Source organism: Alcanivorax sp. UBA3183 (assembly GCF_002364155.1).
Taxonomy (GTDB): Bacteria; Pseudomonadota; Gammaproteobacteria; order Pseudomonadales; family Alcanivoracaceae; genus Alcanivorax; species Alcanivorax jadensis.
On record NZ_DEXN01000047.1, the window covers coordinates 173853 to 194343 of the forward strand.

Sequence of the window (20491 nt, forward strand, 5' to 3'; positions counted from 1 at the left end):
TCGTCATTGGGCACATAGCCCGGCGAGAAGGTGCGGGTCATGGGGGCCATGGCCACCCGGTTACGCAACTTCAGGGATTTATGCTCAAAAGGACGCAGCAGGCTGTCCAGGGAACCACTCATGATTACTCTCCCGAATTTCATTTCACTCTGGCGCTCAAGCGAGCGCGGTAAAAACAACAGAATCAGCGAGGCCATCAATCGACGGCCCTCAATTTGGTTGCGTTATAAAACCTTATTTGGTTTCGTTATGCAACCTTTCTGGCGTACAATGCCACCCATGACACGTAAACGTTTCGATGAAATGGGCTGCTCGGTGGCCTGCGCCCTCAATGAGGTCGGTGACTGGTGGTCCCTGCTGGTGGTCAAGCAGGCCATGCTGGGCACCCGCCGCTTTGTGGATTTCCAGCACAACCTGGGCATCGCCAAGAACATCCTCTGCAACCGCCTCTCCCGCCTGGTGGACAACGGCGTCATGGTGCGCGTGGACGTGGGCGAACATGGCAAGCGCTACGAATACCGCCTCACCGACAAGGGCCGCGACCTGTTTACGGTAGTCACCGCCCTGCGCCAGTGGAGCGAACGCTGGAACGGGGAAAAGGACAGCATGCAGCTGGTGGACCGCCAGACCGGAGAGCCGCTGGCGCCGGTTACGGTGCAGAATCAGAAAGGCCAAGCCCTCACCGTGCGGGATGTGCGTTTTGTGGATGAAGACGGCAGGCCATTAGAGGAAGCGGGATGACCACTGCGTCAGCCCTGCAACAACGATGGCGCACCGTCGTCGCCCCGCTACTGCCTGATCCGGACCACACCTGGCAACAACTAGCCACCCACTACAGCGAGCACCATCGCCACTACCACACCCTGGACCACATCGCCGCCTGCCTGGGCTGGCTGGATCACTACCGACACCTCGCTGAAGACCCGCTCTGCCTGGAACTGGCCCTGTGGGCCCACGATGTGATTTATGATCCCCGCGCCAGCGATAACGAAATTCGCAGTGCGGACTGGTTTGCCCAGAACTTTGCTGATAGCACGCTGACCAACCAACAGCGCGTCCGAGTACACGAACTCATCCTGGCCACCATCCACCCGCACCCACCCACAGACCCGGACATGGCCCTGCTGCAGGATATTGATCTGAGTATTCTTGGGGCAGATGCGGAATTGTATGACCGGTATGAAGGGTGGATTCGGCAGGAATATGACTTTGTGCCGGGAGCGGCGTTTCGGAAAGGGCGTAGTGCGGTGTTGCGGAGTTTTCTGGATCAGCCAGTGCTCTACCATACGGCTGAGCTGAGCGAGCGCCTTGAAGTGTCAGCGCGAGATAACCTTAGCCGGGCATTGGTAGAGCTCTCGGAGGGCTGATTGCCGCACGCTTTGGGAAATGGGAGACCTGACCCAGTATTATTAGCCTTTGCTATTTTCTACCTGAAGCATGGGACAATACCCCACTGTTCTGCTTAGCCCCCCAAATACGCACAGAGAAAACTGATCCTCGCAACCCTTTATACCTTCTTCCCCTTGAGTTTAAGCTGCATCTCGATTTTAGCTTTCTCCAACTCCAAGTAAAATCTTTCTTTTATGTCATCGTCATAAAAAATAGGCATTATTCTCTTATTGAAAACCCTATAAACCTTTAACGCGGCCTCAACAGGCTCCAAGTCAAAATGCTCCTTTTCAAGTTTTTTATTCAGAAGCTTTTCATGGGCCCGTTTCTCATCCTTTTTTGGGTTTGTACTTGGGAATATTGCAACCACCTCAAACTTACCAGCAACTCCAGTCGATGAAAGCTGCTTGATTCTTTCCTCAACCGTTTTTGCCGTTTGCCCTATTTTCACACCAACCTGATTTTTATTCTTTACCACATAAACAACGCCAGCAATTCTCTCAACTTCAAAGGGGTCCTCATTGCAGGATGGGCATTGACTTATAGGATCTCCGTTATGAACTAGAACATTCACATTTTCTGCACAATTTTGGCAAATACCTTTAATTTCAAACAACATGGCGCCCCCTCAACTATAGCTCTACATCCTTACAATTCATTTCACCCTTCGACTCTCCGGATATAACAACAGAACACAATCGTTCAGTTTTAAGTTCAGCCTCATAGCCTACACACTCAACACTAGCCGCTTGACTAGGAACACCAAACCTAACAATAGTAATCACAGGATTAGAATAAGCAGGAAACTCTTTATAAATAGGAACTGAATCCGATTTTATTTCAGATCCACTCGCCCCTGTAAAGGTACAGCTTACAGCCAGATCAACATATCCAAACCTTGATTTATTTTCGACAACAACAGAAACCTCGCTAGGATTGATAATTTCAGCCCTAACTGCAGTTGAAGCCATCGCCGCAGATTCATCAGTAAAATGCAGATCACCATCATTTTTCATATATATTGATAGAAACCGCACTCCGACAAAACCAAACAAGATCGCTACCCCCCAAACCCAAATACCCGGCCTCATCCATCCCCCTCAAAAAAGTCTCACAACTGTACTGGCACTGCCATTGCGGCTCTCAACGAGAAAAGCCCTGCAACAACTAACATCTATAGCCCCTCCCCTTGAAAGCGGAGCCATTGGGGGTCAGGTCTCCCATTTCCCATTAATCCTACAGCCTGGGAAATGGGAGACCTGACCCCATTTTTCGGGTTTCGGTAAACGAAGAGGCCGGGGCAGGAGTTTTCTTAGCGGCAAAGATCGCCCGCTTTTCTAGCGGGTTTCGCCTTGGTGCTGTGATTTCGGGTCTCAATCCAGGGTCAGGTCTTGCCTTTTGCTACTTGACGCACGGGGCAAGACCTGACCCCAATTCCCTGACCCTCTTTATTTCTTTCATACTCCCCAACGACCAGATCAGCCAAGACTAATTTCACCTTACTTGAGCTCACCAGCCCCTCTAGGGCAGACACAAGAGGGAGGTCATTTCTTTTCGTTGAAATATCCAGCAGAACACATGTATCGAGGAATATGTAGTTCATATAGCCCTTACTTTTATCTCTCGCACTGAATTCGATTCAATTCAAACCTATTTCAGCGTCGAGATTTATCGAGTCCGCTGGAAATACTTGTTAGGCTTGCGTCACCTTCATCAAGGACTTTAGATACAAGAGCTGCAAAATCTTTAAGTGAATCATCCTCAGCAGCGTCAATCTCAGACATTTTTTCTGCCACTTCACTTTCGGAAAACTTCTGAATACCTATGTCTTCTGGGACCAAGAAAAAAGCTTTAAATAGCTTTTGCATAGTCACTCCTAGAGTCACCATTTCTGACTTTTTCCTTTACAATTTCAAAGGAATTAGCTACGGCTGAAGCTGTTAAGTCCGCGGCAAATGCCATGGCGTCAACGTGAATTGGCTTAAATACACCAGCATCACGGCTTGTTATATATAAAAGACCAATCATACTTTCTCTTCTTCCAGACCAAGCATTTAGAGGGGCCACCATCATCGTTTTGACATCATCTGGGAACTTTTCATCGTTTTTAGTGAAGAAATAAGTACCATTCTCCTTTGCAGCTTTAAGATTGTTGTAAATGAGCACTCCCTGCCCATCATTATCTTCTTTCAAAAACCTCGGAATTCCTTTGTTTGCCGGTATGTCCTGAGAATTTTTTTTCCTTTGAGGATTAAACCCTTTAGATCTAGCATATGTTCTATAGTATATTTGGCGGTCGGATTTTTCATATCTCGCAAGACGAATGGCGACACAAACAGTTGAATCTCCAGTAATTAATTTAAAATGCGAAGATATATTTTCTGATACTTCACTTAGCAAAATCTCTAAGTCTTTATGAAGCTTTCCCAGACTATATTTCTTATCATCAAACAACTTCTCATGCAAATCCGTCTGCTTATCTCGAATGTCGTGACTTAGTTGGTGCAAATAGTATTTTGTATCTAACGAGCGAATACTCCTTTTCCTTAGATAATAAAAGGAAAAAGTGAAAAACCCACTTAACACAATAAGTGACCCTATTATCAAATCTTGGTACTTAATAGTTACCTGACCACTAATTTTATAGTTTTCGGGAATCCACCATGGGGCCCCCATTGTAATGAGCGTAAGCAAAGCAGTTAATGCAATTCCTTTTAGCCGAGTAAAAAATCCAATGGCACCTAGCCTCCAAGCATTTCGCCCTTCAGATAGATGCTGAACAGAGGGTTTATTCAAAACAACTCCTTACTTTATTTTTTTGCTTAACAACGTATTAAGTCGAAAATGCGATATATCGCTTTGCAATATACCCCCGGTCAAGATTTTTCCTTAAATCACACCAAATCAGCAACCTATCTCACCTAGCTTTTCTTGCATCCACGAATATGAAAATCCATTTTATCTCAGCAACTTACAATTTTCTGTAAGCCATATCCTACAAACTCAACTTGCGCGAAGGTGAAAAACTGGAGGTGGAGTGGCCACATATCAGGACGACAATAAGCGGGACGCTTCGGGTACAGCGGATGAATTACGGTTTGCGTAGGGTGCACTGGGCCTGGACCGAACTGCACCGCATGGGTGGGAAATGGTGCAGTTCGCCTTAGGCTCAGTGCACCCTACTCGTTCGATAGAGGGTAGGTGCGGTAACGCCAGGCGGACACGAGATTGAGCGTATTACAGGCCTGCCAGACGCCGCGCTTGCCAGTAACGCTGGCGCCAGTAGGGATTACTCAGGGACGAGGTCATCACGCCCTGGCTGGAGGACGCATGGAGGAAATCGCCGTTGCCCATGTAGATGCCTACATGGCGGTTGCCGGGGCCTGTGCGGAAGAACACTAGGTCGCCCACGCGGATGTCGTCGCGCTTTACCTTTTCACCGCTTCTTAGCAGTTCGAGGGTGGTGCGTGGCACTTCCATGCCCAGGCGGGACAGGAAGGTGAGATAGACGAAGCCGGAGCAGTCCACGCCGCGGGGGCTCAGGCCGCCGTAGCGGTAGGGAACGCCCTTCCAGTCTTCGTGCTGGGCTTGCAGGGAAACGCGCAGGGGTGGTGCTTCGGACATCACTTCTGCCACCAGCGCATCCATTTCCTGCTGGGACTGGAGATCCGGGGCAGTGTTGCCTGGGCTGGTTTTTTGCTTGGCACGGGTTGTTGCTGGGCCTTCGGGGGCCGATTCCGCGCCAGCGGGTATCCTGCCGGCACAGCCGGCCAGCAGGAGCAGCAAACAACTTAACAGAGAAAGGGTGTGGCGCATGGAGGGATAAGGCAGCGGTGTGGCCATTCGGTTCCCTCCTGAGCGGCATAGGCCCTCAGGCCTGCGCCAGCTCCTCGCGCATTTGCTGGATGACGGCGGCGTAGTCGTCCTTGCCGAAGATGGCGGAGCCGGCCACGAAGGTATCGGCGCCGGCGGCAGCCACGTCACGGATGTTCTTTTCAGAAACGCCGCCATCCACTTCCAGGCGGATGTCGTAACCGCTGGCATCGATCAGCTCACGCACGACACGGGTCTTGTCCAGGGTGGTGGGAATGAACTTCTGGCCGCCATAGCCCGGGTTCACGCTCATCAGCAGGATCATGTCCAGCTTGTCCATGACGTATTCCAGGCAGTCCGGGCGGGTGGCCGGGTTAAGGACCAGGCCGGCTTTGCAGCCGTGGCTCTTGATCAGTTGCAGGGAGCGGTCCACGTGCTGGCTGGCTTCCGGGTGAAAGGTGATATAGCTGGCGCCGGCTTCGGCGAACGAGGTAATCAGGTCATCCACCGGGCTGACCATCAGGTGCACGTCGATGGGCGCGGTGATGCCGTGGTCGCGCAAGGCCTTGCAGACCATGGGGCCGATGGTCAGGTTGGGCACGTAGTGGTTGTCCATCACGTCGAAGTGGATCACGTCCGCCCCGGCGGCCAGCACGTTATCGCACTCTTCCCCGAGACGGGCGAAGTTGGCCGCGAGAATGGAGGGGGCGATCAGATAATCCTGCTTGGGCATGAGGGTTCCTTAAATCAGAATGTTGGGATGCTGGGCTTACTTGGCTGACGCCCCTGCGGGTTCGCCATGCGAGCATGGCTCCTACGGGGAGCCGGCCAGCAATCGGTCCAGTTCGTCCAGGCGTTCCGGGGTGCCGATGTCCCACCACTGGCCGGGGTGGTGCTCACCGCTGACGGCATCCTCTGCCATGGCGGCGCGAAGCAGCGGCGCCAGTTTCGCTTCGCCATCGGGCAGATCCCGGAACAGGGCCGGATCGAACCGCCCCATGCCCGCATAGGTCAGCCTGGGTTCGCCATTATCGCGCACCCGGCCCCCTTCTGTCAGATGAAAATCCCCGCCCGGATGATGGTCAGGATTATCCGCCAGCACCAGATGCACCGGGTCGGGACGGTCTGCCACCAGCCGGGACAAGTCGAAGTCGGTCCAGATATCGCCATTCACCAGCACAAAGGGGTCATCCCCCAGCAAGGGCAGCGCCCGGCGAATGCCGCCGGCGGTTTCCAGCGGGGTGCCTTCATGGGAATAGACGATGGGGATGCCGAAGCGCCGGCCATCGCCCAGGGTGGCGGCCAGCCGGTCGCCCAGCCAGCCGGTGTTGATCACCAGGGAGTCGATGCCGGCGTCGCGCAGTTTTTCGATGTGGTACTCGATCAGCGCCTTGCCGCCGGCCTGCAACAGCGGCTTGGGAGTGTGGTCGGTGAGGGGCCGCATGCGCTTGCCGTAGCCGGCGGCCAGGATCATGGCCTTCACTCGTTGTCCTCGAGCTGATCCAGAATCCACTCCAGGTCCGCCAGCTCCGGGCGGCGGGCGATGACGGTGCGCAGGTAGGCGAAGAATCGGGCCACATCGCCCAGGTATTTGGGTTTGCCGTCCCGGTGGCAGATGCGGGCAAAGATGCCGATCACCTTGAGGTGGCGCTGGGCGCCCATCAGATCGCAATCGCGCAGGAAGGTATCGAAGTCCGCCGGCACCGGCAGGCCCGCGACGGTGGCCTTGTCGAAATACTGGCGCAGCCAGCCCAGCACCCGCTCTTCCGGCCAGCTGATAAAGGCATCCTTGAACAGGCTGATCACGTCATAGCTGATGGGGCCGGCCACCGCGTCCTGGAAATCCAGCACGCCGGGGTTGGGGTCGGACACCATCAGGTTGCGGGGCATGTAGTCCCGGTGCACGAACACCTGCGGCTGGGCCAGGGCCGATTCGATCAGCACAGTGAACACACGGTCCAGGCGCTGGCGCAGCTCGCCGGTGACCACCTTTTCCCGGTGGCGAAACAGGTACCACTGGGGGAACAGCTCCAGCTCCCGCTGCAGCAGGGCCTCGTCATAGACTGGCAGGCCGCTCACATCGGTATGCAACTGCTGGGTAATCAGGGTATCGATGGCGGCGCTATACCAGGCATCCGCATTGTTCTCGTTCAGGGCGGTCAGCCAGGTTTCATTGCCCATATCGGTGAGCAGCAAAAAGCCCTGCTCCAGATCCTGATGGACGATTTCCGGCACATGCAGGCCGGCACGCTGAAGACGCTGGGCCACGTCGATAAAGGGGCGACAATCTTCCTGGGCCGGCGGCGCATCCATGGCGATCAGGCTGCGGCCACCATGCTGATAGCGAAAATAACGACGGAAACTGGCATCCGCGGAAGCCGGCTCACCCGCCACACTGGCACCGAGGTAAGCACTTACCCACTGGTCCAGGGCGACCTTGCGGGGGTCGGCCTTATTGTCGGATTTACTTTTATCAGGCTGCATTGCCTTCCTTGTTCGATTACACTGCCGCTTTTACAGGGCGGAATTGCCGCCGCTGTACAAAACGGCCTTTTTACCTGTTCTGAGCAGCCGATGCCACTGCCCGTACAACGAATTCTTATCCCCGGCCTGCTGCTACTGGCAGGCACCAGCACCGCGGACAACGACCTTAACTGGGTTGACCGCGAAGAAATGGCCACGTTCCCTGCCGTGCAACAGCGCAGCATCCCGGAATGGTGTGGCGGCATCTACTATAACCCGGCCGTGGGCATCCCCGTGGCAGGCAGCGACACCGTGGTCACCGCCGACCACTCCACCATGTCGCAGAATGGCCTGATCGAGCTGGACGGCGACGTACTGATCGAACAGCCAGGCAGCCGCATTACCACTGACAGCGCGCAACTGGACCAGGCCACCGGCAAGTTCCAGCTGGAAAACGGCATGCGCCTGGAAAGCGACCAGGCCACCTTTATTGCCTCCAGCATGAGCGGCCAAACCCGCCGCAAGGAAGGCAGCCTGCTGGGTGTGCGCTATTCCCTGTTCAATACCGCCGCCCGCGGCAGCGCCGACTATATTTTCCTCAACGAAACCACCACCACCATTACCCGTGGCACCTACACCACCTGTGCGCCGGGCTCCAATGGCTGGTCGCTGGAAGGGGAACGTATTTTCCTGGACCGGGAAAAGGGCTGGGGCGAAGCCAATAATGTGGTGCTGAAGGTGAAGAGCATGCCGATCTTCTGGCTGCCCTGGATGACCTTCCCCATTGACGACCGCCGCAAGACCGGCCTGCTGTTCCCCACCATTGCTATCGGTGACAGCAGCGGCGGCCTGGACATTACCCAGCCGATCTACGTGAACATCCACCCCCAGCTGGATGCCACCATCGGCCCTCGCTTTATCGATGGCCGTGGCGAAGGGGTGGACTCCGAATTCCGCTACCTGACGCCCTGGGGCGAAGGCGACATCAGCTACGGGGTGCTGTTCAACGACCGCAAGTTCGATGACGAAGACCGGCAGGTGGCCCGCTGGACCCATAACGGCAATATCAACCGCTGGAACCTGAAGACCGACTTCAATTACGTGTCGGACGACTTCTATTTCAAGGACCTGGACACCGGCCTGGAAATCAGCTCCCAGACCCACCTGCCCCGGCTGGCGGAAGCCCGCTATTACGGCCGCACCTGGCAGGTCCTGGGGCGCATGCAGTCCTGGCAGACCATCGACCCGACCCTGGCGGATCAGGATCTGCCTTACCGCCGTCTGCCACAGTTGCAGCTCACCGGTGACCCGACCCTGTATGGCCCCCTGAAAGGGCTGTGGCTGTCCGATATCACCTCTTTCGAGCGCAGCGGGTCCGATGACAGCGGCAAGGCCACCGGCCTGCGCGCCCACGCGGCCCCGGCCCTGAACCTGCGCCTGCAGCAACCCTGGGGCTATCTGGAACCCCGCGCCCGGCTGTATCACACCCGCTATGAGCTGGACAGTGTGGACGCCAACGCGGAAGACAATCCGGATATCACCACCTGGGGGGCCAGTGTGGATTCCGGGCTGTTCTTCGAGCGCCCCAGCCGCTGGTTTGGTGAAGACTTCACCCAGACTCTGGAACCGCGCCTGTTCGTCAACAAGGTGGCGTTCAAGAATCAGGACTTCCTGCCCAACTTTGACAGCCGCGAGCTGACCTTCTCCTACAACTCGCTGTTCCGGGAAAACCGCTTTATCGGCTACGACCGCATTGGTGACGAGGAAAAACTGGCGCTGGGCCTGACCAGCCGTTTCCTCCATGATGCCACCGGCCGCGAACAACTTCGGCTGCGCCTGGCCCAGGGTTTCTACTTCGAAGACCGCAAGGTGGTCACCGAGCAGACCGTGGAAGACCCCACCGATGACCAGACACCACTGGTGGGTGACGCCCGATGGAACTTTGCCCGCGACTGGTACCTCTACACTGAAGCCCAATGGGATCTGGAAGAAAACGAGCGGGAACGCTCCAGCTTCCAGATCGGTTACAACGACCGGGAACGCCGGGTGGTCAATGTGGGGTATCACGACCGCCCTGAAGACGACATCCGCGAATCGGAACTCAGCGGCATCCTGCCAATTCATCGCCACTGGCGCATGGTAGGCCGCTGGATGTACGACCTGGAAAACAAGCGCACCCTGGAAACCATAGCCGGGGCCGAATACCGCAATTGCTGCTGGAAACTGCGCCTGCTGAGTCAGCGGGAACTGGTGGATGATGATGGCGATGGCGATCTCGAAGCCGACAGCACCATTTGGATTCAAATCCAGATGGTTGGCCTGGGCGGCTTCGGCGGCCAGGTGGATGCCCTGCTGGAGCGCAGTATTCCGGGATACAGGAGACAGTATGATTGATAGAACGCTGCACGCTGCACCAAGCACGCTGCACGCCAGACACACCCTGCTTGGCCTGCTGGCCATGGCCGTGCTGATGTTGCCGGCCTGGTCCCACGCCAAGGTGCAGATGCTCGACCGCATCGTGGCCGTGGTCAACGACGGCGCCATCATGGCCAGCGAGCTGGACGAGCGCATCAACACCATTGCCCTGCAATTCCAGGAAAAGGGCCAGCCGCTGCCGCCCCCGGCGGTGATGCGTGAGCAGGTGCTCGACCGGATGATCCTTGAGCGCATGCAGCTGCAACTGGCCGACCGGGGCGGCATCAAGGTAGACGACGCCACCCTCAATCAGGCCCTGGCCGGCATTGCCCGCCAGAACGGCATGACCCTGGAAGATTTCGCCGCCGCCCTGCGCCAGGACGGTTACGACTGGGCCCAGTTCCGTGAGCAGATCCGCCAGGACATGCTGATTTCCCGCCTGCAGCAGCGCAGCGTTGCCTCGCGCATCCGCATCACCGACCGGGAAGTGGACCGTTTCCTGAATTCGGAAATGGGCAAGAAAATGTTCGAAGCCGACTTCCGCCTTGGCCATATTCTGGTGCGGCTACCCGCCGGCGCCAGCCCGGAGCAAGTCCAGGACGCCAAACAGAAAGCCGAGAGCATCGTGGAACGCCTGAAGCAGGGCAGCGACTTCCAGCAGCTGGCCACGTCGGAATCCGACGGCCCCAAGGCCCTGGAAGGCGGTGACCTGGGTTGGCGCCCGGCGGCCCAATGGCCCAGCCTGTTCGCAGAAACCGCCATCGACATGAACAAGGGCGAGATTTCCCAGCCGCTACGCTCCGGAGCCGGCTTCCATATCATCAAGATGATGGACCGCAAGGGCGGCATCGAGAAAGTGGTCACCCAGTTCCAGGTCCGTCATGTACTGATCAAGGCCGATGCCTTGACCACAGCCCAGGAGGCTCGTTCGCAAGCCATGCGCCTGCACGACAGCATTGCCTCTGGCCAGCAAGAATTTGCCGCCGTGGCAGCGGAGCATTCCGACGATCCGGGTAGTGCCCGTAACGGTGGCGAGCTGGGCTGGATCACCCAGGGCGAGATGGTGCCGGAATTCGAGGACATGATGCTAAACACCCCGGTGGGCGAGCTGTCGCCGGTGTTCGAAAGCCAGTTCGGCTTTCACTTCCTGCGCGTGGACGACACCCGCGACGCGGACATGAGCGAAGAATTCCGTCGCATGCAGGCCACCCAGGCCCTGCAGAAGCGCCGCTTCGAGGAAGAGCTGGAAACCTGGCTGCAGGAGCAGCGCAGCGAATCCTACGTGGATATTCGGTTGTGATGGAACACTGGACGCGGGATGCCGGACGCTGGACGCCTGGCCTTGCCAATCAACGGCGGGGGGCGGCCCGGCACCAGGCGCCTCCCCATCCAGCGTCAGGCGTCCGGCATCAGGCGTTCCTCTAGCCCATGGCCTGCACGCCGACCCACCCCATCGCCATCACCTGCGGGGATCCCGCAGGCATCGGCCCTGATCTGGTACTGACCCTGCCGGCATCCTTCCCGGACGCCCGGCTTGTTGTCATCGCTGATCACGACGTCCTTACCCAGCGAGCCAGGCAACTCGACCTGGCCATTACGCTCTCCGACTGGCAGCCAGGGCAACCGCTGACACCGGGCACCCTGCCGGTGTGGCACACCCCGGCCGGGGCTCCGGTCACTGCAGGCAAACCGGACCCGGCTACCGCCAGCGGCACGATCAGCATGCTCCGCCGCGCGGCACAGGGCTGCCTGGATGGCACCTTTGCTGCCATGGTCACCGCTCCGGTGGCAAAGAACGTGATCTGCGACGGTGCCGACCCGGCCTTTACCGGCCATACCGAGTTTCTCGCCGAACAGGCCGGGGTGGACCAGGTGGTGATGATGCTCACCGCCCGCGAACTGCGGGTGGCCCTGGTCACCACCCATCTGCCGCTCAGTCAGGTGTCCCGGGCGGTAACGGCAGACAGCCTGACCCGCACCCTGACCATTCTCCGCGACGACCTGATCGGCAAGTACCGCATTGAGGCGCCGCGCATTCTGGTGCTGGGGCTTAACCCCCATGCCGGCGAAGGCGGCCACCTGGGCCGCGAAGAACTGGATGTGATCATCCCCACCCTGGATGCCCTGCGCAATCAGGGCATGGCGCTCACCGGCCCGGTGCCGGCGGATACCGCCTTTCAGCCGGACCTGCTGGCACAGCACGATGCGGTGCTGGCCATGTACCACGACCAGGGCCTGCCCGTGCTCAAGTACGCCGGCTTTGGCGAAGCCATCAATATCACCCTGGGGCTGCCCTTTATCCGCACTTCCGTGGACCATGGCACCGCCTTCGATCTGGCCGGCACCGGCCAGGCCAAGGCCGGCAGCCTGATCGCCGCCACCCGACTCGCTCTGGAGCTTGCCGCCACATGACAGAACACCGCACCCGCAAACGTTTCGGCCAGCACTTTCTGCATGACCGCAATCTGGTAGACCTGATGGTGCGTACCCTGGGGCTGCAGAAAGACGACACCCTGGTGGAAATCGGCCCTGGCCGCGGCGCGCTCACCTACCCGCTGCTGGAAAAGCTGCCGCATCTGCACGTGGTGGAGCTGGACCGGGACCTGATCGCCATGCTGCGTCAGGAAAACAGCCCGGAACGCCTGACCATCCATGAAAGCGACGCCCTGCGCTTCGACTTCCGCACCCTGAAACCGGCAGACAAGCCGCTGCGGGTGATCGGCAACCTGCCCTACAACATCTCCACGCCGCTGATCTTCCACCTGCTCAGCCAGGCGGACGCCATCAGCGACATGACCTTCATGTTGCAAAAGGAAGTGGTAGACCGGCTCACCGCCCGCCCCGGCACCCGTGACTGGGGGCGCCTGTCGATCATGGTGCAGTACCACTGTCAGGCGGATTACCTGTTCTTTGTCCCCCCGGAGGCCTTCAGCCCGCCGCCCAAGGTAGATTCCGCCGTGGTCCGGCTGATGCCCCATGCTGCCCTGCCCCACCCGGCGGACGACGAAGAACACCTGCGCCGGCTGGTGGCCCAGGCCTTCACTCAACGACGCAAGGCCATCCGCAATAGTCTAAAATCACAGGTCACCCTGGAGCAGTTCGAGCAGGCGGGCATTGACGCCGGCCTGCGCCCGGACCAGCTCTCCGTGGCAGACTATGTGGCCCTGGCCAATATCACCCGGCCGGACGCCACCAAAGCCTGACCGGGTTCTGCCGCACCGGAGCCTGGCCGCATCGGCTCACAAGCCATTCAGAGATTCACATCAACGGAGCAAACATGACCCCGCGCCACAATATCCAGGTTTCGGTAGATACCGAGTTTCTCGCTGATCAGAGCGATCCGGACAGCCTGCGCTGGGTGTTTGCCTACCACATCACCATTCGCAATGAGGGCACTGTCAGCGCCCGCTTGTTGACCCGTCACTGGGTGATCACCGATGGCGAAGAGCGCGTGCAGGAAGTCCATGGCGAAGGCGTCATCGGCGAACAGCCCCACATCGCCCCGGGCCAGGCCTTTTCCTACACCAGCGGCGCCATCCTGGAAACCGAAGTCGGCAGTATGCGCGGCAGTTACCAGATGATTGCAGAAGATGGCACACACTTCGACGCAAAAGTCCCGATGTTTACTCTTGCGGTACCCCATGCTCTGCATTGAAGACGCCGGACGTCTGAGGCCGGACGTCAAACGCTTGAAGGGCCTCTGTGTTCCACACAGTGAGGTGTCGGGTGGAAGGCTCTGTGCCGGGCCCCTGGCCACGGGAGGTAGCTGATGAGCGATTATGCCATCGGGGATCTGCAGGGCTGCCTGAAGCCCTTCAATTGCCTGCTGGAACAAATCAATTTCAATGCGGATCGCGACCGGCTGTTCCTCGCCGGCGACCTGGTCAACCGGGGCCCGGATTCCCTGGGCACCCTGCGCCGGGTTTATGAGCTGCGCGAGAATGTGCACGCCGTACTGGGCAACCACGACCTGCACCTGCTGGCGGTGGCCCAGGGCAGCACCGACAGCCGCCGTAAGGACACCCTCACGGATATCCTCGAGGCACCGGACCGCGACGCCCTGTTGGGCTGGCTGCAGAACTGCCCGCTATTGGTGGATATCCCTGAACATCAGGCGGTGATGACCCATGCCGGCATTCCGCCACTGTGGACACTGGCCGAAGCCCGGCAACGGGCCCGGGAAGTGGAGCAGGTGCTGCGCGGCCCTCAGGTGGGCGAGTATTTCGCCAACATGTACGGTAACCAGCCGGCGGGCTGGGACAACGCCCTGCAAGACGCGGAACGCTGGCGGGTCATCACCAACCATTTCACCCGCATGCGTTTTGTGGACCTGGCCGGAGATCTGGATCTGGGCAGCAAGGGCGAAGCCGATGCCCCTCCGGAAGGTTTCATGCCCTGGTTCCTGCACCCCCATCGCCAGGCCACTGACACCCGCATCCTGTTCGGCCACTGGGCGGCACTGGAAGGCCACACTGACGTGGTAAACGTAGACGCCCTGGATACCGGCTGCGTCTGGGGCGGCAGCCTCACCGCCCTGCGCCTGGACGATCTGACCCGCATCGCCTGCCACTGCTGACTCTCAGCGCAGGCAGGCGCTTTCCCTCGCTGTAACACCGCGCGGAAATCGATGGCAATCTGCCAGCTACCTGCGCGTGTTCGAACGGTGTTTTGCTTACCCCTTGCCGCCCTTTACGGCTCGCCTCCGGCCTGTCAGACATTCGCCACACTTCATCCTTTTTCTGCCAAAAAACGTTTCTTTCCGCTTTGACTTCATCTGCCGTTTGGCTACATGCTAAAGATGTGACTGCACGGTCAGGCCTGCAGTCATGAATACCCACTTTCATTTTTTATTTACGCGACTTTTTTTAATAATCAATCAAAGTGATCAAGGCATCTATCAAGGACACGTACCGCATGTAGTTTTGTTGTGACCATTGTTGGTTTCGCCAGGAGGAAGCAGGCATGAGTATTATCAGCCACTACCAGGCCCGGTTTGACAGCACACAGCAGGAAGAAATGTCGCTGGAAGAATACCTGGACCTGTGCAAACGCGACCCCAGCGCCTACGCCACGGCCCCCGAGCGCATGCTGATGGCCATCGGCGAGCCGGAAATGGTCGACACCGCCAAGGACCCACGCCTGTCACGCATCTTCTCCAACAAGGTCATCCGTCGCTACCCTGCCTTCGACGAGTTCTACGGCCTGGAAGAGGTGATCGAGAATATCGTCAGCTACTTCCGCCATGCCGCTCAGGGCCTGGAAGAAAAGAAACAGATCCTTTACCTGCTCGGCCCGGTAGGCGGCGGCAAATCCTCCCTGGCGGAAAAGCTCAAGGCGCTGATGCAAAGAGTGCCTTTCTACGCCATCAAGGGTTCCCCGGTTAACGACTCTCCCCTGGCCCTGTTCGACCCGGAAGAAGATGCCCCGATTCTGGAAGAGGAATACGGCATCCCGCGGCGCTATATCCGCACCATCATGTCGCCCTGGGCGGTAAAACGACTGCATGAATTCGGCGGCGACATCAGCCAGTTCCGGGTGGTGAAACGTTACCCGTCTATTCTCGATCAGGTCGCCGTGGCAAAGACCGAGCCGGGCGATGAAAACAACCAGGATATTTCTGCCCTGGTGGGCAAGGTGGATATCCGCAAACTGGAAGATTTCGCCCAGGACGACCCGGACGCCTATTCCTTCTCCGGCGGTCTGTGTCGGGCCAATCAGGGCATTCTGGAATTCGTGGAGATGTTCAAGGCACCGATCAAGGTGCTGCATCCCCTGCTGACCGCCACCCAGGAAGGTAATTACAACGGCACCGAACACATGGGTGCGATTCCCTTCGACGGCATCGTGCTGGCCCACTCCAACGAAGCGGAGTGGCACACCTTCAAGAACAACAAGAACAACGAAGCCTTTATCGACCGGGTCTATATCGTCAAGGTGCCCTACTGTCTGCGTGTCACCGAAGAAATGCAGATCTATGAAAAACTGCTGCGCAATTCCAGCCTGCGTGACGCCCATTGCGCACCAGACACCTTGCACATGCTGGCGCAGTTCTCTTCCCTGACTCGCCTCAAGGAACCGGAAAACTCCAGCATTTATTCCAAGATGCGGGTCTATGACGGCGAGAACCTGAAAGACGTGGATCCCCATGCCAAGTCCATGCAGGAATACCATGACATGGCCGGCGTCGACGAAGGCATGAACGGCCTCTCCACCCGCTTCGCTTTCAAGATCCTGTCCAAGGTCTTCAACTACGACCACACCGAAGTGGCAGCCAACCCGGTGCATCTGATCCATGTGCTCGAGCAACGCATTGATCAAGAGCAGTTTCCCCAGGAGCGACAGGAGCAATACCGCCGCTTCATCAAGGAGTACCTGGTACCGCGCTACGTGGAATTTATCGGCAAGGAAATACAGACCGCCTACCTGGAGTCCTATTCCGAGTATGGCCAGAACATCTTCGACCGCTATGTCACCTACGCGGACTTCTGGATTCAGGATCAGGAATTCCGCGACCCGGACACCGGTGAGATTTTCGACCGTCAGGCTCTCAACGAGGATCTGGAGAAAATCGAAAAGCCCGCGGGCATCTCCAACCCGAAGGATTTCCGCAACGAAGTGGTCAACTTCGTCCTGCGCGCCCGCGCAAACAACAATGGCAAGAACCCCAGCTGGCTCAGCTACCAGAAACTTCGCGACGTGATAGAGAAGAAAATGTTCTCCAACACCGAAGACCTGCTGCCGGTGATTTCCTTCAACGCCAAGGGCAGCGAAGACGATCAGCGCAAGCACAGTAACTTCGTGCAGCGCATGGTCTCCCGAGGCTATACGGAAAAACAGGTACGCCTGCTATCAGAATGGTACCTGCGAGTTCGCAAGGCGCAGTAGCAAACTCCCCGTAGGAGCTATGCTTGCATGGCGAACCTGCTTGCGAATGCCCATGATTCGCCATGCAAGCATAGCTCCTACGCAAGGGGCACATAGCCGGAGGAAGCAATGAGCTACATCATTGATCGCCGCCTGAACGACAAGCGCAAGAGCACGGTCAATCGCCAGCGCTTTCTACGTCGTTATCGCAAGCACATCCGCGAAGCCGTCAATGATGCGGTGAACCGTCGCTCCATTCAGGATATGGAACAGGGCGAGCGTATCAATATTCCCCGCAAGGACCTGTCCGAGCCAATTTTTCATCATGGCCCCGGCGGGCAACGCAGTATCGTGCACCCCGGCAACAAGGAGTTTCACCAGGGCGACCGGATCATGCGACCGGAAGGCGGAGGCGGACAAGGCAGCGGTGATGGTCAGGCCAGTGACCAGGGGGAAGGCGATGATGCCTTCGCCTTTGAAATCGACAAGCAGGAATTCCTCAACTTCCTGTTCGAGGACCTGGAGCTTCCCAACCTGATAAAACGACACCTGGAAGGCGCCCAGACCTTTCAGACCAAACATGGCGGCATTGTCAGCCAGGGCATGCCCGCCAAGATCAATATTGTCCGCTCCATGCGCCAGGCCTCCATGCGACGCCGGGCACTCACCGCCGCCACCCGGCGACGCATTCGTGATTTCAAAGCGGAACGAGAGGAACTGCTACAACAGGACCAGTCCCCGCAACGCCAGGCTCGCCTGCAGGAACTGGACGAGCAGATTGCCAAGCTGGAACGACGCCTGGATCGCATTCCGTTTCTGGATACCGTAGACCTGCGCTTCAATCATCATGTGAAAGTGCCGGTGCCGGTGAGCCGGGCGGTGATGTTCTGCATCATGGATGTGTCCGGCTCCATGAATCAGGACATGAAAGATCTGGCCAAACGTTTCTTCCTGTTGCTGTATCTGTTCCTGCAGCGCAATTATGAAAAAATCGAGGTGGTTTTTATCCGCCACCACACCAGTGCCAAGGAAGTGGATGAGGAAGAGTTTTTCTACTCCCGGGAGACCGGCGGCACCATTGTCTCCAGTGCATTGAAACTCACCCGCGACATCATCAACGAACGCTACCCGGTGGCGGAGTGGAATATCTATGCCGCCCAGGCCTCCGATGGCGACAACTGGAATGATGACTCCCCGGCCTGCGCCAAGTTGATTGAAGAAGAACTGCTACCCAAGTTGCAGTACTTCTCCTACGTGGAAGTTATGCCCCGTGCCCACCAGGCCCTCTGGGACCACTATCAAAGCATCATGGAAAAACACCCCACTGCGTTTTCCATGGCACAGATTGACGAGCCCGGCGAGATCTACCCGGTTTTCCGTCACCTGTTCAAGAAACGCATGGAGGACGCATGAGCTTTTTATCTCAAGGGTCCGACTGGGATTTCGAACTGCTGGCGCGCTATGACGAGGCGATTGCCGATATTGCCCATAACACATATGGCCTCGACACCTACCCCAACCAGATCGAGGTGATTTCCTCCGAGCAAATGATGGACGCCTATTCCTCGGTGGGCATGCCGGTGGGCTACAACCACTGGTCCTTCGGCAAACAGTTTGTCGAAGTGGAGGGCCGCTATCGGCGCGGGCAGATGGGGCTGGCTTATGAAATCGTCATCAACTCCGACCCTTGCATTGCCTACCTGATGGAAGAGAACAGCATCGCCATGCAGGCCCTGGTGATCGCCCACGCCAGCTACGGGCACAATTCCTTCTTCAAGAACAATTACCTGTTCAAGACCTGGACCGATGCCTCGTCCATCATCGATTACCTGGTATTCGCGCGGAACTACATTGCCGAGTGCGAAATGCGCCACGGTGTCACTGCCGTGGAGGAAACCCTGGACTCCTGCCATGCCCTGATGAATTACGGGGTAGATCGCTACAAGCGTCCCTCCCCCATTTCCGCCGTGGAGGAAAAACGTCGCCAGCGCGAACGGGAAGAGTCACTGCAGAAGCAGGTCTCGGAGTTATGGCGCACCTTTCCGCAATTACAGCCGGCCACTCAACGTCGCGAGGAGGACGGCACCTTTCCGGCTGAACCACAGGAAAACCTGCTTTATTTCATCGAGAAAAATGCCCCTCTTCTGAAACCCTGGCAACGGGAAATCATCCGCATCGTGCGCAAGATGGCCCAGTACTTCTACCCGCAACGCCAGACCAAGGTAATGAACGAGGGCTGGGCATGCCTGTGGCACTACACCCTGCTCAACGATCTCTACGACAAGGGTCTGGTCACCGATGGCTTCATGCTGGAATTCCTGCAGAATCACAGTCAGGTGATCTACCAGCCCCCCTTTACGGCCCCCTTCTACAGCGGCATGAATCCCTATGCGCTGGGCTTCAACATGTTCCAGGATATCCGCCGCATTTGCGAAAACCCGGATGACGAGGACCGGGAGTGGTTTCCGGAGATCGCCGGCTCCAACTGGGTCGAGACGGTGAAATTTGCCATGGAGAGTTTCAAGGATGAGAGCTTCATTCAGCAGTTTCTGTCACCGAAACTGATCCGTTACTTCAAGTTCTTCCAGATCGACGATGACGATCACAACGATTACGTGGAAGTGGCGGCGATTCATAATGAACAGGGTTACCGCAAGGTCCGCGACGCCCTGGCCGAGCAGTACAACCTGAGCATTCAGGAGCCCAACATCCAGATCGTGCGCGCCAACATTCATGGCGACCGAGCCCTGACCCTGCGTCACCAGCGTAGCAGCAGCCGACCTCTGGATGATGACAGCGCCCGGGAAGTCCTGCGCCACCTGCACCGGTTGTGGCAGTTCGACGTACACCTGGAAAGCGTGGAAAACGGCAGCGTTGTCAGCCATCACAGCATGCCGCCGGAGCCGGCCCCTACCGTTTCTTCGTAACCAATAGCCTGTGCCGCAAGACTGAACGGCAAAGGTCGCAGCCATCAGAGAAACGCGTAACAACCAGAATGTGTAGGGTGCACTGAGCCCAAGCGAACTGCACCAAGCCAGGGCCGCAGCGGTGCAGTTCGCCTGGGCTCAGTGCACCCTACAAATGCCGCCTACTCATAACGTCCACAAACGTTCGAGCCGCGTTACCACTTTCAACTTTCCACTTGAAACCGCTTGAGCTGCCGCCTTACCTGATGGTCCCCCAGCACAAACAGGGACAGCGCCAGCACAATCACCCCGGCACCGATCAGCACCATACTGCCCAGGCTCTCGCCATTGAGCAGATTGCCCAGTGCCAGCGCCAACACGGGTGTAATCAGTGTGACCAACGCCACCGTGGCGGCAGGCAGCCGTGACAGGATCTGGAAATAACAATAGAAACCCAGCAGAGAGCCAAACACGGCCAGGTAGATAATGGCGGACAGCCCACGCAGATCGCCGCTAAAGGCAAACGACTGGCCAGCAATGAGCATGGCCACTGCGTAGCACGGCAATGACAAAATCAGGCCGCCGACAGTCTGTTGCATGGGCTGCAGACCGGCGCCCACCCGCTGCACGGCAATGCCGCC

21 protein-coding genes and 1 pseudogene are annotated in these 20491 nt (G+C 57.7%); 11 read left to right on the forward strand and 11 right to left on the reverse strand.

The genetic code is table 11. From position 1 onward, the window contains the following. Positions 1-122, reverse strand: a pseudogene (locus B3Q33_RS16615) (12-oxophytodienoate reductase); the annotation flags it as partial. A gap of 157 nt (positions 123-279) precedes the next feature. Between B3Q33_RS16615 and B3Q33_RS15370 the strand changes: the two are divergent. Together B3Q33_RS15370 and B3Q33_RS15375 are read left to right on the forward strand one after the other, a co-directional pair. Next, on the forward strand, positions 280-741 hold the full coding sequence (locus tag B3Q33_RS15370) for a winged helix-turn-helix transcriptional regulator (protein ID WP_273008912.1): 462 nt from the start codon (positions 280-282) through the stop codon (positions 739-741). Further along, on the forward strand, positions 738-1367 hold the full coding sequence (locus B3Q33_RS15375; RefSeq protein ID WP_273008911.1) for a hypothetical protein: 630 nt from the start codon (positions 738-740) through the stop codon (positions 1365-1367). The genes B3Q33_RS15370 and B3Q33_RS15375 overlap by 4 nt, the downstream gene beginning before the upstream one ends. A 140-nt stretch (positions 1368-1507) precedes the next feature. On the opposite strand, the gene B3Q33_RS15380 is transcribed toward B3Q33_RS15375, so the two are convergent. From B3Q33_RS15380 to B3Q33_RS15415, 9 genes are all read right to left on the reverse strand, one after another. Further along, positions 1508-2008 (reverse strand): GIY-YIG nuclease family protein, encoded by a 501-nt coding sequence (locus B3Q33_RS15380; protein ID WP_273008910.1) that lies wholly within the window; start codon positions 2006-2008, stop codon positions 1508-1510. A gap of 13 nt (positions 2009-2021) precedes the next feature. Beyond that, positions 2022-2444: a hypothetical protein gene (locus tag B3Q33_RS15385; RefSeq protein ID WP_273008909.1), complete on the reverse strand. Its 423-nt coding sequence runs from the start codon at positions 2442-2444 to the stop codon at positions 2022-2024. Between the two features lie 329 nt (positions 2445-2773). After that, positions 2774-2992, reverse strand: coding sequence for a PIN domain-containing protein (locus tag B3Q33_RS16620; protein ID WP_414631553.1), 219 nt, complete (start codon positions 2990-2992; stop codon positions 2774-2776). Between the two features lie 52 nt (positions 2993-3044). Continuing rightward, the gene (locus tag B3Q33_RS15390; RefSeq protein WP_273008908.1) at positions 3045-3257 is read right to left on the reverse strand and encodes a hypothetical protein; all 213 of its coding nucleotides are present in this window, start codon (positions 3255-3257) and stop codon (positions 3045-3047) included. Then, positions 3241-4185, reverse strand: coding sequence for a hypothetical protein (locus B3Q33_RS15395; RefSeq protein ID WP_273008907.1), 945 nt, complete (start codon positions 4183-4185; stop codon positions 3241-3243). Before B3Q33_RS15395 ends, B3Q33_RS15390 begins: the two co-directional genes overlap by 17 nt. A 441-nt stretch (positions 4186-4626) precedes the next feature. Next, entirely contained in the window at positions 4627-5232 is a 606-nt protein-coding gene (locus B3Q33_RS15400; RefSeq protein WP_273008906.1) for an NlpC/P60 family protein, read from the reverse strand. Positions 5233-5260: 28 nt separating this feature from the next. Next, complete coding sequence (gene rpe / locus B3Q33_RS15405) at positions 5261-5935, reverse strand: ribulose-phosphate 3-epimerase (protein ID WP_273008905.1); 675 nt, start codon at positions 5933-5935, stop codon at positions 5261-5263. An 81-nt stretch (positions 5936-6016) separates the two neighbouring features. Beyond that, a complete protein-coding gene (murU, locus tag B3Q33_RS15410; RefSeq protein WP_273008904.1) occupies positions 6017-6685 on the reverse strand; it encodes an N-acetylmuramate alpha-1-phosphate uridylyltransferase MurU in 669 nt (222 codons plus the stop codon). Further along, a complete protein-coding gene (locus tag B3Q33_RS15415) occupies positions 6682-7686 on the reverse strand; it encodes an aminoglycoside phosphotransferase family protein (RefSeq protein WP_273008903.1) in 1005 nt (334 codons plus the stop codon). The genes murU and B3Q33_RS15415 overlap by 4 nt, the downstream gene beginning before the upstream one ends. A gap of 90 nt (positions 7687-7776) precedes the next feature. Here B3Q33_RS15415 and B3Q33_RS15420 point away from each other — a divergent pair, with 90 nt between their 5' ends. The 9 genes from B3Q33_RS15420 (at position 7777) to B3Q33_RS15460 (ending at position 19871) form a co-directional block, all read left to right on the forward strand. Continuing rightward, complete coding sequence (locus B3Q33_RS15420) at positions 7777-10059, forward strand: LPS-assembly protein LptD (protein WP_273008902.1); 2283 nt, start codon at positions 7777-7779, stop codon at positions 10057-10059. After that, entirely contained in the window at positions 10052-11380 is a 1329-nt protein-coding gene (locus B3Q33_RS15425; RefSeq protein ID WP_273008901.1) for a peptidylprolyl isomerase, read from the forward strand. The genes B3Q33_RS15420 and B3Q33_RS15425 overlap by 8 nt, the downstream gene beginning before the upstream one ends. A 128-nt stretch (positions 11381-11508) precedes the next feature. Further along, a complete protein-coding gene (pdxA, locus tag B3Q33_RS15430) occupies positions 11509-12492 on the forward strand; it encodes a 4-hydroxythreonine-4-phosphate dehydrogenase PdxA (RefSeq protein WP_273008900.1) in 984 nt (327 codons plus the stop codon). Further along, the gene (gene rsmA / locus B3Q33_RS15435; RefSeq protein ID WP_273008899.1) at positions 12489-13283 is read left to right on the forward strand and encodes a 16S rRNA (adenine(1518)-N(6)/adenine(1519)-N(6))-dimethyltransferase RsmA; all 795 of its coding nucleotides are present in this window, start codon (positions 12489-12491) and stop codon (positions 13281-13283) included. Before pdxA ends, rsmA begins: the two co-directional genes overlap by 4 nt. 74 nt (positions 13284-13357) lie before the next feature. Continuing rightward, complete coding sequence (apaG, locus tag B3Q33_RS15440) at positions 13358-13735, forward strand: Co2+/Mg2+ efflux protein ApaG (protein WP_273008898.1); 378 nt, start codon at positions 13358-13360, stop codon at positions 13733-13735. 114 nt (positions 13736-13849) lie between these two features. After that, entirely contained in the window at positions 13850-14656 is an 807-nt protein-coding gene (locus B3Q33_RS15445) for a symmetrical bis(5'-nucleosyl)-tetraphosphatase (protein WP_273008897.1), read from the forward strand. A 386-nt stretch (positions 14657-15042) separates the two neighbouring features. Next, positions 15043-16965, forward strand: a complete 1923-nt coding sequence (locus tag B3Q33_RS15450; RefSeq protein ID WP_273008896.1) for a PrkA family serine protein kinase — start codon at positions 15043-15045, stop codon at positions 16963-16965. Between the two features lie 108 nt (positions 16966-17073). Continuing rightward, entirely contained in the window at positions 17074-18357 is a 1284-nt protein-coding gene (locus B3Q33_RS15455) for a YeaH/YhbH family protein (RefSeq protein WP_286828910.1), read from the forward strand. After that, positions 18354-19871 (forward strand): SpoVR family protein, encoded by a 1518-nt coding sequence (locus B3Q33_RS15460; RefSeq protein WP_286828912.1) that lies wholly within the window; start codon positions 18354-18356, stop codon positions 19869-19871. Before B3Q33_RS15455 ends, B3Q33_RS15460 begins: the two co-directional genes overlap by 4 nt. A 203-nt stretch (positions 19872-20074) precedes the next feature. Here B3Q33_RS15460 and B3Q33_RS15465 read toward each other — a convergent pair. After that, the coding region (locus tag B3Q33_RS15465; RefSeq protein ID WP_286828919.1) for a DMT family transporter at positions 20075-20491 on the reverse strand (417 nt) is incomplete at its 5' end.

Coding starts and splice junctions, on each gene's coding strand:
- B3Q33_RS15370 (WP_273008912.1), top strand. CDS start 280: ATGACACGTAAACGTTTCGATGAAATGGGCTGCTCGGTGGCCTGCGCC.
- B3Q33_RS15375 (WP_273008911.1), top strand. CDS start 738: ATGACCACTGCGTCAGCCCTGCAACAACGATGGCGCACCGTCGTCGCC.
- B3Q33_RS15380 (WP_273008910.1), bottom strand. CDS start 2,008: ATGTTGTTTGAAATTAAAGGTATTTGCCAAAATTGTGCAGAAAATGTG.
- B3Q33_RS16620 (WP_414631553.1), bottom strand. CDS start 2,992: ATGAACTACATATTCCTCGATACATGTGTTCTGCTGGATATTTCAACG.
- B3Q33_RS15390 (WP_273008908.1), bottom strand. CDS start 3,257: ATGCAAAAGCTATTTAAAGCTTTTTTCTTGGTCCCAGAAGACATAGGT.
- B3Q33_RS15400 (WP_273008906.1), bottom strand. CDS start 5,232: ATGGCCACACCGCTGCCTTATCCCTCCATGCGCCACACCCTTTCTCTG.
- rpe (WP_273008905.1), bottom strand. CDS start 5,935: ATGCCCAAGCAGGATTATCTGATCGCCCCCTCCATTCTCGCGGCCAAC.
- B3Q33_RS15415 (WP_273008903.1), bottom strand. CDS start 7,686: ATGCAGCCTGATAAAAGTAAATCCGACAATAAGGCCGACCCCCGCAAG.
- B3Q33_RS15420 (WP_273008902.1), top strand. CDS start 7,777: ATGCCACTGCCCGTACAACGAATTCTTATCCCCGGCCTGCTGCTACTG.
- B3Q33_RS15425 (WP_273008901.1), top strand. CDS start 10,052: ATGATTGATAGAACGCTGCACGCTGCACCAAGCACGCTGCACGCCAGA.
- pdxA (WP_273008900.1), top strand. CDS start 11,509: ATGGCCTGCACGCCGACCCACCCCATCGCCATCACCTGCGGGGATCCC.
- rsmA (WP_273008899.1), top strand. CDS start 12,489: ATGACAGAACACCGCACCCGCAAACGTTTCGGCCAGCACTTTCTGCAT.
- apaG (WP_273008898.1), top strand. CDS start 13,358: ATGACCCCGCGCCACAATATCCAGGTTTCGGTAGATACCGAGTTTCTC.
- B3Q33_RS15445 (WP_273008897.1), top strand. CDS start 13,850: ATGAGCGATTATGCCATCGGGGATCTGCAGGGCTGCCTGAAGCCCTTC.
- B3Q33_RS15450 (WP_273008896.1), top strand. CDS start 15,043: ATGAGTATTATCAGCCACTACCAGGCCCGGTTTGACAGCACACAGCAG.
- B3Q33_RS15455 (WP_286828910.1), top strand. CDS start 17,074: ATGAGCTACATCATTGATCGCCGCCTGAACGACAAGCGCAAGAGCACG.
- B3Q33_RS15460 (WP_286828912.1), top strand. CDS start 18,354: ATGAGCTTTTTATCTCAAGGGTCCGACTGGGATTTCGAACTGCTGGCG.